Origin of the sequence: Croceivirga lutea, from assembly GCF_014235875.1 — a bacterium.
Classification (GTDB): Bacteria; Bacteroidota; Bacteroidia; order Flavobacteriales; family Flavobacteriaceae; genus Croceivirga; species Croceivirga lutea.
Genome location: NZ_JACJUK010000003.1, coordinates 469,891 through 484,557 on the forward strand (window position 1 = coordinate 469,891; position 14,667 = coordinate 484,557).

Annotated in this window: 4 protein-coding genes; 3 read left to right on the top strand and 1 reads right to left on the bottom strand. The window is 37.0% G+C overall.

What is annotated here, in order from left to right; translation table 11 throughout:
• Positions 1-144: 144 nt before the first annotated feature.
• Positions 145-1,824: a glutamine--tRNA ligase/YqeY domain fusion protein gene (locus H5V42_RS08395; RefSeq protein WP_185782691.1), complete on the bottom strand. Its 1,680-nt coding sequence runs from the start codon at positions 1,822-1,824 to the stop codon at positions 145-147.
• A gap of 206 nt (positions 1,825-2,030) precedes the next feature.
• Between H5V42_RS08395 and H5V42_RS08400 the strand changes: the two genes are divergently transcribed.
• From H5V42_RS08400 to H5V42_RS08410, 3 genes are all read left to right on the top strand, one after another.
• Positions 2,031-4,277, top strand: a complete 2,247-nt coding sequence (locus H5V42_RS08400) for an Ig-like domain-containing protein (RefSeq protein WP_185782692.1) — start codon at positions 2,031-2,033, stop codon at positions 4,275-4,277.
• Positions 4,274-5,983 carry a PorP/SprF family type IX secretion system membrane protein gene (locus tag H5V42_RS08405; protein ID WP_185782693.1) on the top strand — a complete coding sequence of 570 codons (1,710 nt, stop codon included), beginning with the start codon at positions 4,274-4,276 and terminating at the stop codon, positions 5,981-5,983. The genes H5V42_RS08400 and H5V42_RS08405 overlap by 4 nt, the downstream gene beginning before the upstream one ends.
• A 5-nt stretch (positions 5,984-5,988) precedes the next feature.
• The coding region (locus H5V42_RS08410; RefSeq protein WP_185782694.1) for a beta strand repeat-containing protein at positions 5,989-14,667 on the top strand (8,679 nt) is incomplete at its 3' end.

Consider the following 14,667-nt stretch of genomic DNA (forward strand, 5'->3'; position numbering starts at 1 on the left):
CGTAATTTAAGAGCTTTTAAGAGCTTTATTAGGGCGTTCCAGTCGGTTTATTTAAGAAAACATATTAAGGCCATAAAACTGACTCAGAAAAGCTCATAAAAATAATTAATATCTATAGATATGGAGCGTAAAAATATATTTTACTTATTCTTTAATTTTTGCCCAACTATCTCTTAAAGGAACTGTTCTATTGAAAATTAATTTTTCATTGGTAGAATCTATATCAACATTAAAATATCCCTTTCGTTGAAATTGAAATTGATCCCCTGGTTTTGCATTTTTTACAGAAGGCTCTACAAAACCTTTTATCACCTGTAAAGAATCTGGATTAACAAATTCCATAAAATCCTTGTCTTTATGACCATCTGGATTTTCATCAGCAAAAAGTCTATCATATATTCTTACTTCTGCCTCAAATGCATGTTTAGTGCTAACCCAATGTAATGTGCCCTTTACTTTTCGTAAACTTTCAGGTGTTCCACTACCACTTTTACTTAATTCGTCGTAAGTACATTGAACCTCTGTAATAGCACCATTCTCATCCTTTGTACAACTTTCAGCCTTAATTATGTAGCCGTTTTTTAGGCGTACCTCTCCACCAAGTTTAAGTCTAAAGAATTTTTTATTTGCTTCCTCTTTAAAATCTTCTTTTTCTATATATAATTCTCTCGTAAAAGGCACTTTTCTTGACCCTGCAGACTCATCCTCCGGATTGTTTTCTGCTTCTAACCACTCTTCCTTATCCTCTGGATAATTTGTTATTACAAGTTTTAGGGGGTTTACTACTGCCATTATTCGTGGTGATGTCTTGTTTAATTCATCTCTAACATGAAATTCTAATAAAGATACATCTACAAGATTCTCCCGCTTAGCGATACCTACTGTGTCTGCAAAATTTCTTATGGCAGCAGGAGGATATCCCCTTCTTCTCATACCAGAAATGGTAGGCATTCTAGGGTCGTCCCAACCGCTAACTATCTCCTCCTCTACTAACTTTAATAATTTTCTTTTACTTACTACGGTATGGCTTAAATTTCTACGGGCAAATTCTCGTTGCTTTGGTCTTATAGATGTATTGTCATACAACTGGTCTAAAAACCAATTGTAAAGCTCTCTATGAGGTAGAAATTCTAACGTACATAAAGAGTGGGTAACCTGTTCTAGATAATCTGATTGTCCGTGAGTCCAATCATACATTGGGTAAATACACCAATCAGAACCCGTTCTATGATGGTCTTTTTTAATTACTCTGTACATAATTGGGTCTCGCATCAACATATTAGAAGATGCCATATCTATTTTTGCTCTTAACACATGTTCCCCTTCATTAAATTCGCCATTTTTCATCCCTTCAAAAAGGCTCAAATTTTCTTCTACAGAACGATTTCTGTAAGGACTTTCGACCCCGGGTTCTGTAGGAGTTCCTTTTTGCTGAGCAATAGCGTCAGATGACTGACTGTCTATGTAAGCCTTTCCTTCTTTTATTAACAAAATTGCCCAATCATAAAGCTGCTGAAAATAATCAGATGCATAACATTCTTTGTCCCACGTATATCCTAACCACTCTACATCTCTCTTTATAGCATCTACATATTCTTTTTCTTCTTTGGCAGGATTTGTATCATCAAACCTTAAATTAACTGGTGCATTATAACGTTCACCTAAACCAAAATTTAAGCAAATAGAGCTTGCGTGACCTACATGTAAATATCCATTTGGTTCTGGCGGAAACCTAAAACGCAACTCTTCTTTTTTATGCGTAGTACCTAAATCTTCTTCGATAATATGCTCTATAAAATTGAGCGATTTTTTTGAATCTGTCATCAACGAAATTTGAACCGCAAAGGTAGGAAAATAGCGTAGTTCAAAGCTCTGTGAAACGAAATTTCATCTATAAAATGGTCTTTCACAACAAAAATAACATTAACCACAACAATAAGTTTTCAACACATTTATTAATACGAATCTTTGGGTAGAATTAGCTTGGAGCTAATACCAAGGAGCTATTTGCCCCCAAACAAAATTAACCTATGCAGCACTTTTTAAAGTACAGTCTTCTACTACTCTGCGCCATGGCTTTTTTTACTTCAGAAAAAAGTAATGCGCAAGTATTGAATGCACCTACCGCTGCAGATAATCCCGATTTACCGGGTAATTCTGCATGGGTTTATGCATGTGGTTCAGAAGATTACAACACATACTATGTAAACTTTACCTGGGGACCGCCTTTAGTTAATGGAGACAATGAATTTATATTAGAACTATCTGACCCTAGTGGAGATTTTACAGATCCTACTCCTTTAGATACTATAAGCGATAAAAACACAACTTTTGATTTTGATTTTAACTTCGCTTTACCTGAAGATACCGGTGGAGACAACTACAGAATGCGGGTTAGAAGTACCAGCCCAGCTGTAATTGGCGATGAGTCTGACCCCTACCCTATGTACTATATTGGATATAGAGATCCCATCTTAATTAGTAAAGATGGTGATGGTAATATTCCTTCTGGCGGACAAGTGCAGTCTTGTGAAAATGGTACTGTAACTCTTGCTACACACAATGTACCAAACGCAGAAAACTATTCTTTTAATTGGTTTAACGGAGCAGAACTATTAGAACAAACCTCTAACAGCATAACCGTCTCTGAACCAGGAGTATATTCTGTTGAAATAGATTACGGAGAAAATTGTTCTGGCTCTGCTAATACCTTATCAAATTCTATTACCGTAGTATATGTAACACCTTTAAATATATCTATAACAGCATCTGGAGAAACCAACATATGCAATGGTCAAACCGTTGACTTAGTAGCTAGTGAAGATGATGCTAATCTCTTTTACACCTGGTATAAAAATGGTACTGCCATAACTTCTAGAACACTAGGCTTATCTTCTATAACAGTAGACGCGAATGATGCTGATTTTGAAGGTGTATATTACGTAGAAACTGAAGGCAACAATTCTTGCACAGAGCAGTCTAACACTATTGAGGTTACAGATGCGGGCGTATTTTCATTAACTCTGCAGGGTTCAACTAATGAAATATTATTGCCAGGACAAACTATTGATTTAACGGCCGACACCGATGCAAACAACCCAACATACCAATGGTTTAGAAACGGTACAGCAATTGCTGGTGCAACTACCAACACATATGCAGCATCTGAAGAAGGAGAATACTTTATAAGAGTTAATCAAGGGGGTGCTTGTTCGGCAAACTCTGAAGATTCAAATGTTATAACTATTGCAACACCAGATAGTTTTGAATTTACCATTTCTTATGATGGTTCTTACCAAGACTGTACAAATACAGACATCACCTTAAGTTTATCAACGATAACTGCAGTTTTTGGAACAGATAATATAGACGTTACAACTGAACTCATAAATGATTTCACCTATCAATGGAACGTTGACAATACGGCTATTGCTGGCGAAACCTCAACAACGCATTTTGTCTTAGACAATAGTTTTAATGGTGTTTACACATTAGAAGGTCAATTGGCAACGTATAACACCACATCAAATTCTTTGGTGGTAATTCTTTCTACAGATGAAGAAATTGAAATAACCTCTAATGGAACAGCAATTTGTGATGGTGATGTCTTACAAATTCAAACCAATAACACCATAAACGGAAGAAGCTTTGAATGGTTGCGTAATGGAAGTATTTACAATTTAACAGATGAGCGTATTACAGTAACTGAAACTGGTACTTATCAACTACAAATTTATGATGGTGATTGTATTCTAACATCAAATGTTATAGATATTGTTCCTTTTGATGATACCGCCATAACTATAGATGTTGAAGATGAGTTTTTGTATGTTTCAGGAACTACAATTCCAGTTACAGCAACGGGTGCAACATCTTATGAATGGTATGACGAGCAAAACAATTTAATTGGAACAGATGCCGTTTATACAGTTTCTCAAGCTGGGAGTTATACTATTATTGCCAGCGTAGACAATTGTAATGTTTCAAGAACATTCACTGCCATATTAAGAGATGATTTTGAGGTTCCTAATGTAATTACTCCAAACGGTGACGGCATTAATGACCTATGGTTATTACCTAATATATATTCTGGGCAACAAAACATATCTGTTCGTATTTATAGTGAAAATGGAGAAGAAATTCTAGACACCTATAACTACCAAAACAACTGGCCAGAATCAACAACAAGTTTTCCTAAGCAAAATATGGTGTTTTACTACATGATTAAAGAATTAGGCAGCACCATTAAACAAGGAACTATAACCGTTATTAAATGATGTTAAGTAGCGTAAAAAAACATATCGTTCCTTTTGTATTGCTACTGAGTTTGTCTTTATCAGCACAGCAAGAAACTCCTTTTGCAACTTACGATGTTCCATCCCACAATTTGCAAAAATTCAATAGGTTTTTAATTAATCCTACATTTTCAACCGTAAGAGAAGACAAATCCTATTTTAACCTACAGCATAGAAATCAGTCAATTTCATTTGAAGATAATTATAGAGCCTATTACCTAAGTTATAGCGGTAGAATAGGGGATAGGGCTGGTTTAGGTCTTGGTGTTTTTAACCAAAGAGAAGGTTTGGTTGATAACTATGGTGTTTTAGCAAACTATGCTTATGGTGTTCGTTTAAACACAGAAATGAACTTTACTTTTGGTGCTAACTTTATTTATTACACTAGCGGTGTTAACAATAATAGAGCTAACCCAGTAGAAGCAGACCCTACGTTATTTAGTTTAGAAAACTCTTCATTAATTTCTTTTCAACCAGGGTTTAATTTGTCTTACAAGAATTTTGATTTTGGTGTTTTTGCAGAAAATCTATTTGATTATAACTTAAAAACTAGTGAATCGGTAACCGAGTTTAATGAGAAAACTTACACCGCACACCTACAATATACTCACAAATTTGACTACGCTCGTGGACTGTTTGAAGATGCGAGACTTCTTTCATTAGCTCGACTGCGCAAGGTGGGTGAGGTAGATGTAGTTTTAGGAGGAAGTTTAATTTTAGACCTTCCTAACTTAGGATGGCTACAAGCAGGTTATGATGACTTTTATGGCGCTGCAGCTGGCTTAGGTTTTACGGTAACTAAAAGAGTTTCTCTTGGTTATACCGTTGAAAAAGGTTTTGGAAACAATTTTGAAAATTTTGGTATTAACCATGAGATTTCACTTGCCTATTCTTTTACTCCAACATTAACAGAAAACAGAGTTATTAGAGATAAGCGTAGAAAAATTGAAGAGGACGACTACACTGAAGATTACGTAAAAATTGAAGAATACCAACAAAAAGAATTAGAGTTAGCAGAACTAAGAGAAGAGGTTAGACGCAACAATCAAATGATTCAAGAACTGCTTAAAACCAAAGACTCTATAAGCAAAGACAAAGAAGCAGATTTTCTTAAGCAAATAGACTCTTTAACCACACTAGTGAATCAACAACTACAGCAAGAAAAACAAATAAATAGTGGTACAACCAAAAAGAAAGTTGCTACTTCAAAACCTACAGAAAAGAAAAAACGAAACATAATTCAAAATTTCGAAGTGCCTGGGGTTAAGAGCGGTTACTACTTAATTACCAACGTATTTAAGTCAGAGAAATATGTTGAGCCATTTATCAACAATCTTAAGAAACAAGGTTTTAATCCTGGTTATTTTACAAACCCAAAAAACAATTTTAAGTACGTCTACATAAGAAGATATGATGAAAAAGATAATGCTACAGACGCGTATTATTCTAAACTAAACCAAACTTATACTAATGACATGTGGATTATAAAAATCAAAGGGAGCGACTTTAGGTCGGCTGATCTAGAATACGAAGAAGATGGTTCAGATTTAGATGATTTTAACAATCAACATGTGTACTTAAACCTCTTTACTAATCAAAAATATACCAAGCAAAAAACAAAAATCCCTTTTGCGTTTTCTGCTTTACCCCAAACTAAAAAAACAACTAAAAATACCCAAGCTTGCTAATTCAAATGAAAAACCTATACTTTAAAAACAGTTTTTGGGTGGTGCTAATGCTCTACCTTTTCGTGTTTGTTAGTTTTAGCTATGCGCAAGAAGTTCCCTTTGGCCCAAGGTTAACCCAAAATGGTAACTCATACATTAATATTCGCGGTGATTACACTTTTTTATCAAACAGTGTAATGAACCGTGTAGATTGGGTATATGATGCAACCAACTGGAATGAACCTTATAATGGTAATCAAGGCAACAACAATTGGCATAGAGAGTATGTTGACATCGACAACGACCCAACAACATTTAGTTCGAGTAGTTCATCATTAAGTTTACCTGAGTGCTCAGAAATTTATTACGCAGGCTTATATTGGGCGGGTAATTATGATTATGAACGTAGGTCTAATTATGTTTATCAATCAGAACCGTTTGATGACTTAACACATAACGATGTTACTGAAATTAAGTTTAGAGTACCCGGCGGAAGCTATGTAGATTTAGTTGCTGATAATAACCCCGACCCCGTTGGTGAAGAAGATGCCGTTATTATCGATGGTTTTGCCAGCGGAGTAGCAGATAGCCCATATGTTTGTTATAAAAACGTTACCAATCAACTACAAGCTTTAGCAGACCCGTCAGGTGAATACTTTGTGGCAAATGTTAGAGGAACCAGAGGATACACATCTAATGGCGTTGCGGGGTGGACATTAGTAATTATCTATGAAAACCCAACCTTACCAGGAAAATACATTTCTGTTTTTGATGGTTATGAAGGTGTAACTACGGCAACTACAGCAGATAGAACAGAAGATATTGTAGTTTCAGGATTTAATACAATTCCTACTGGTAGTGTAAATGCTAAAATTGGAGTTAGTGTTTTAGAAGGTGAGACTGACCTTACGGGGGATAGCTTTAGTATCATGTCTAACAGCAGCGGTACGTTTAATCCAATTTCAAATGCCGCCAACCCAGCAAATAACTTTTTTAATTCTAGTATCACCATTGATGGGGCTCATACCACCAACAGAAATTTAGATAGTAGAAATACCCTAGGTTATGACTCTGATATTTTTGAGTTAGACAATCCTGGTAACAGCTACATAGGCAACAATGATACTTCTGCAACTTTAAGACTTAGTACCTCTAGTGATTGGTTTGGTGCATTCTTGGTAACCTTCGGAATTGAGATTATTGAACCCGACATCCTGTTATCTAAAACTGTTGAAGATATCGCAGGAAATGATATTACTGGATCTGGAGTTAATCTAGGCCAAGAACTAGATTATATTCTTTCTTTTAGAAATAGAGGTAATGACAATGCTACAAATTATTCTATAAGAGATGTACTTCCTACCAATGTTACACTAAACGAATTATCGTTACAACTGCCTCCGGGAGTTACCTATAATTATGACCCGGTAGCTAATGAGATAATCTTTAATATTCCTGATAATCTTGTAGAAATTAACGACCCGTTTTATGAGATTAGAATGCGGGTTAGAGTGGCTCAAAATTGTTATGACTTTGTAAACGCCTGTCAAAATGTTATAGAAAATACTGCATTTTCTACTTATCAAGGTGTTGATAATCCAAATGAAATTACAGACGACCCTAGTGTATCAAACTTTGATAATTGCTTTTTTACAACGCCTGGCGCAACTAATTTTCTATTAGACGATTTATCTGCATGTTCTTTCAGCAGACAAGTTCAACTATGCGGTGAAGATGTAACACTGGACGCTGGTGATAACTTTGATGCATATACCTGGTATTCAGATGAAAATGGCGATGGTCAATTAGATGCTGGTGATGTTGTGATTACTGATGGAGACCCAGACAATGACCCAAGCACTTTTGTGGTTACTCAACCTGGTTTCTATTTAGTTGACAAAGATGTTGCGCAACCCTGTTTAGGATTTCAAGAAGCAATAGAAGTTGTATTGTTTGGCAACACACAAGTAAACCCAATTGCTACTTTAATTAATGACACTTCAAATACAGTTGAGGGAGAAGTAGTGGTTTGTCCAAATGATGGTGAAGAGTTGCCTCAAATATTTCTTTGTGGTTTAAACGACACAGAGTTAATTCAAATTAATATTCCAGATGCGGACAGTATTGAGTGGGAACAATTAGATGAAGCTAGTTGTGGAGCCGCTACACAAGACTGTGCCAATACAAATGCAACCTGTACTTGGAACAACATAGCAACAGGTAATGATTTTATAGCACAAGATTCAGGTCAATACAGATTAGTTATTAACTATCAAAATGGCTGTTTTAGTAGATTTTATTTCAATATTTATAAAAACCCTTTAGACCCGCAATTTAATAGTAGTGACATTATCTGTAATACCCCAGGTAACATTACAGTAACAAATATGCCTTTAGATTATGAGTTTCAGCTAATAAACTCTTCTACCGGCACGGTTGTAACTCCGTATAATACAGACCCAAGTTTTACCATTAACACAAATGGTGTTTACACTGTTGAAATGCGTCAACAAGGGGTAGCGGGTGGTTGTATTTTTAGAATTGAAGATATAGGAATTAGAGAAAGAAACTTTCAGGTTGATGTAACCACAACAGACACCAACTGTAATGGCTTAGGAGCCATTTCTATTTCTGCTTTAGATGTAGAGCCTCAGTACTACTATGAAATCTTGCAAGGTGGAACTTCTATAGACACGCATGGGCCAACAATTGATAACAACTATACTTTTAATAATTTAAATGATGGTACGTATGAAATTAGAGTTTCAACAGATGATGGATGTTCTTTTTCTAACACCTATACCATTGTTGATAGAACAGACTTAGACTTAAGTGCATTAGTTACTAAATCTGTAGATTGTACTGATGGAATTGTTGAATTAACTGCTACAGGAGGCTTTCCAAACCCAGATTATTTTTATGCTATTTGGAGTCATGACGGTGTAGATTTATACCCAGATTTTGCTAGTATACCCGGTAGTGCGTATCAATCTAGTTCAACATTTACATTTGATGCTACAGAGGTTGGCAACTATGAATTTGTTGTGGTTGATGACAATCTTTGTCATTTTGTATCCAATGAAATTACAATAAGTGAACAATCTGCATTTGAATACACAACTTCGCTTACCAACGAGACTTGTTTTGATCAAGAAGACGGAACTTTTACAGTCAATGTAACTAATTCCAACGGTTATTCATTATCCTATTTATTAACCTTTCCTGATAGTTCAACAGCTACAAACACCTCAGGGGTTTTTACTGGTTTAGGTAGAGGTGGCTACGTACTATCTATAACACAATCTCAAGGTGGAATAAGTTGTGACTTTGTTGAAACTTTTTCTATTGGAGGGCCAACAACACCTTTAACCATAGATGCTGTATTATTACAAGATGATACGTGTTTACAAGACGGTATTATCGAAGCACAAAACGCAGCGGGTGGAACCCCACCTTACGAATATTCTATAGACGGCATCAACTTTGATGGTAGTTTTGGAGCGGAGCAATTTGGTGGATTAACTGCTGGTAATTATCAAATTACTGTTAGAGATGCTAATGGTTGTACTGCACAATCCAGCACCATTGCAATTGATGCATTTGTGGCTCCTTCAGATTTGATTTTTACTGCTTCTGCACCTGTTTGTCCTAGCAATATTTCTAACGTTTCTGTAGATGTTGTAAATGGCGAAGGACCTTACACCTTTGAAATTGTAACACCTGCTGTAATTGCAGCAACTACAACTACAGGTAATACAGCTACTTTTGACGCTTTAGTACCAGATAGCTATCTTTTTAGAGTTACTGATGCAAATGGATGTTTTTATGAAGAAAGTTTAACCATAGCGCCAGTAACTCCACTTAGCGTTGTAGGAAACTTAATTAGTAACGTTACTTGTTTTGATGATACCGATGGTGAAGTATCCTTTACCGTTTCTGACTTTTCTACTGCATACAATTACAGTGTCTCAGGACCACAATCATTTTCTGGGAACAATGAGGCTAATGCAACTATTTCATTTGCAAACCTAGATGATGGAACTTATACAATTACGGTTACAGATGTAGACACAAATTGTACAGATACCGCTTCTGTAACAGTAAACAGACCAACCGCTCAATTAACATTAACGGCATCTGAAACGCAACCAACTTGTTCAGCTTCAGGGAGTGTTGTGTTATCTGCTACAGGAGGGTGGGGTAGTAATACTTTTACACTAACTAATCCAGATACAACACCTTTTGGTAGTAACGGTTCAGGTACTTTTTCAAATTTAAGTCAAACAGGCACTTACACTGCATCGGTTACAGATGCTAACGGATGTACAGTTACTACCACATTTGATATTAATCCTGCGGTTGCACCAACCTTAGAAATTATTCCTAATGATTCGTGCTTTGATAGTGCTGCTGGACTAACCCTTACAGCCAATGTTATTTCTGGTGGAGATGGTAATTTTGAATACAGTTTTAATGGTGGTGCTTTTCAAACTAACAACGTATTTAATAGTCTAGCTGCAGGAACATATACTATAGCTGTTAGAGATGGTAACAATTGTTCAGATACCGCTACAATAACAATAAATCCGGAGTTAGGTGTAACGGCAACTGCCTCAAATATCACCGCTTGTGGAACAGATACAAGTATTGACATCACAGGAACAGGTGGAGACGGCAACTTAGTATACGCTGTAGTTGCTGACGGAGCAACCCCAACTACAGGAGATTTTGCAGCAGCAAGTACAGTTACTGTTAATGCATCGGGTGATTATGATGTTTATGTAAGAGACAATAATGGAGCTTCTAACTTTTGTGAAGCTTCTTTTGATATCTCCATTGCTCAAGACGCTCCGCTAGCCATGTCTATTTCTGATAGTCAAATATTATGTAGTGGAGACAATAATGGAGCTATTACAATAACTGCTTCAGGAGGTGAAGCTCCATATACATACAGTAATAATGGAGGCGGAAGTTTTCAAACTTCAAATGTGTTTAACAATCTTGGAGCGGGTAACTTTAATTTAGTTGTAAGAGATGCTAACGGATGTACGGTTAGTGAAATTCGTTCTTTAACTGAACCTCAAACACTTTCAGCATCGGCTGCAGTAACTGAGTTAGCAGAATGTAATCCTGGAGTGGGAGCAGAGGTTAGAATTACCAATGCTCTAGGTGGAACAGCCCCTTATGAATATAGTTTCGATGGTGGCTCCAGTTATGGTAGTAACAGCATTGAATACTTGTTGCCAGGAAATCACACTTTAGCTATAAGAGATGCCAACAACTGTACTTTCTTTATGAATATAACAGTTGAGCCAGAACCTGTAGAGCCAGTATATTCAACATCAATAAGTTATGATTGTGATGGGGAAGGTGTTGTCACTGTAAATACCCCAGACACAAATTTTGATTACACCTATGAATTAAACGGTGTTCTGAACACCCCAAATACCTCTAATGTATTTAATGATGTTCCCGTTGGAAATCATAACATAACCATTAACTATATCTCTAATGTTGCACCTGCGGTTAGCACGTTGTTAACAGAAAGTTTTGGCCAAGGGGCTAATACTTCAATTACAGAAATTGACCCGGCATATTGTTATGAACCACAAGATGGAACACCTAGCACATGTGGTTTTGGAACAGACACCCATATACAAGATGGTGAATATTCAGTTACTCAAGTAATTACAAACCCTTATGGTTCTTGGAGAAGCCCAAATGACCATACCGGAGACGCCAATGGTAGGTTTTTAGCTATCAATGTTGGTGGTGTTGCAGGTGTTGGTGGTGTTGTCTATAGAAAGGATGCCATAGAAGTAATACCGAATAGAGATATTACTATTTCTTTGTTTGCATTTAATTTACAAAGAACAGGCACCAGTGGTGGAGACCCTTCGGTTGAAATACAATTGGTTGATAGCTCAGGAAACGTAATTGCAAATACAACCACTGGTAATATACCTAAAAACAATAATGCTAACGACTGGCAAAACTATTCGGTTAATCTAAATCCTGGAGCCAATTCCAATTTAGATATCGTTATTCGAACTAATTCTGCAGTTGTAGGTGGTAATGACATTGCTATAGATGATATACAAGCGTTTCAAATTCCAGAATTATGTGCCCAATCTGTAGTAGTTCCTGTTTCGGTAGAAGCTGGAAATGAGTTTACGGCAAGTATTACCGACTTTAACTTTGTTACCTGTAATGCGGGTAATGATGGGTCTATTGAAATTGAAGTTGAAAACTTTGATACCGTTAATGGTTACCAATATGCTGTAAACGGGGGCGCTTTCTCAGCCGCTCAAACTACCAGCACTTTTACTATCAATACCCTTGTAGCCAATACCTATTCCATAGAAATTAGAGATGTACTTAACAACTCTTGTACAGTAACTCTTAATCAAGTTATTAGTGAACCTGATCCTATTGTTACCTCGGCTGCTATTACTGACCAACTTACCTGTACTAACGGCGGCGGTACTATTACCGCTAGTGTAAATGGCAGGTCTACTAGCTTCGATTTTCAATTAGAAGATGGCATTGGTAATCCTATCGCTGGATTTGATTTTGCAACTAATGGAAACAATACTGTATTTACTGGTCTTGCTGCTGGAGATTACATCGTAGTAGCCAGAGACCCTAATGGTTGTACTGATGCAACTGATGCTGTACTTACCATTACAATTCCTAATCCATTAACATTTACTACAACTGCTACAACTTGTTACAGCGGCGCTAATGATGCTACTATTCAAGTAAATGTTACTTCTGGTAACGGTGGTTACACCTTTAGTTTAAATGGTGGGCCTTTTGTAGCTCCTACTCCTGCTAATGCTAATACCCACACCTTTACTAATCTTGCCGCTGGTAATTACACCATTGATGTAAGAGATGATAACGGTTGTACCGCGCCTACTCAAAATATTACTATTAATCCCGAATTAGGTGTAACGGCAACTGCCTCAAATATCACCGCTTGCGGAACAGATACGACTATTGACATCACAGGAACCGGTGGAGACGGTAACTTAGTATATGCTGTAGTTACTGACGGAGTAACACCTACTGCAGGAGATTTTGCAGCAGCAAGTACGGCTACTGTTAATGCAGCGGGTGATTATGATGTTTATGTAAGAGACAATAACGGAGGGGCTAGCTTCTGTGAAGCTTCTTTTGATATCTCCATTGTTCAAGACACTCCGCTTGCCGTTACTCCAACCATAACCAATGTTACTTGTTTTGGAAATAATGATGGAGGTATTTCAATAGTAGCCAGTGGGGGAGAAGCTCCATACATGTACAGCAATGACAATGGAGGCACATTTCAAACGAGTCCAGAATTCTCAAATCTAGTAGCAGGAAACTATGATATAGCTATTAGAGATGTTAATGGTTGTACTTCAACGGCTACAGTAACCCTAAATCAACCCAATCAATTAGTTGCCGAAGCGGCACTTACACAAAACTATACCTGTACTCAAGACGGAGAAATCACTGTTGGTAGCGTAACTGCAACTACGGGTGGCTCTGGTTCTTATCAATACAGTATTGATGGTGGAACATCGTGGTCTACAGCAACTGCAGGTGGAATAACCTTTGGAGGGCTAACTAATGGCAACTACGCTATTAATGTTAGAGATGCTGCACAGACCAACTGTATTATCACTTTAGCTCCCATAACAATAAATCCGTTACCAATAGCACCTACATTAACTTTTACTGTGGCTTATAATTGTGATGGAACAGGCAACATTAGTGTGTTACCAAATGACCCTAGCTACACGTATGCTATTAATGGCGGTGCTTTCCAAGTTGCAAATACTTTCAACAATATAGCTGTAGGAACACATAGTGTAGTTGTAGATTACGGTAGTAATTGTACTACATCCGCTAACGTAACAGTAGAAGCTGGAAATGAGTTTACGGCAAGTATTACCGACTTTAACTTTGTTACCTGTAATGCGGGTAATGATGGGTCTATTGAAATTGAAGTTGAAAACTTTGATACCGTTAATGGTTATCAATATGCTGTAAACGGGGGCGCTTTCTCAGCCGCTCAAACTACCAGCACTTTTACTATCAATACCCTTGTAGCCAATACCTATTCCATAGAAATTAGAGATGTACTTAACAACTCTTGTACAGTAACTCTTAATCAAGTTATTAGTGAACCTGATCCTATTGTTACCTCGGCTGCTATTACTGACCAACTTACCTGTACTAACGGCGGCGGTACTATTACCGCTAGTGTAAATGGCAGGTCTACTAGCTTCGATTTTCAATTAGAAGATGGCATTGGTAATCCTATCGCTGGATTTGATTTTGCAACTAATGGAAACAATACTGTATTTACTGGTCTTGCTGCTGGAGATTACATCGTAGTAGCCAGAGACCCTAATGGTTGTACTGATGCAACTGATGCTGTACTTACCATTACAATTCCTAATCCATTAACATTTACTACAACTGCTACAACTTGTTACAGCGGCGCTAATGATGCTACTATTCAAGTAAATGTTACTTCTGGTAACGGTGGTTACACCTTTAGTTTAAATGGTGGGCCTTTTGTAGCTCCTACTCCTGCTAATGCTAATACCCACACCTTTACTAATCTTGCCGCTGGTAATTACACCATTGATGTAAGAGATGATAACGGTTGTACCGCGCCTACTCAAAATATTACTATTAATCCCGAATTA

Coding starts and splice junctions, on each gene's coding strand:
- H5V42_RS08395 (WP_185782691.1), bottom strand. CDS start 1,824: ATGACAGATTCAAAAAAATCGCTCAATTTTATAGAGCATATTATCGAA.
- H5V42_RS08400 (WP_185782692.1), top strand. CDS start 2,031: ATGCAGCACTTTTTAAAGTACAGTCTTCTACTACTCTGCGCCATGGCT.
- H5V42_RS08405 (WP_185782693.1), top strand. CDS start 4,274: ATGATGTTAAGTAGCGTAAAAAAACATATCGTTCCTTTTGTATTGCTA.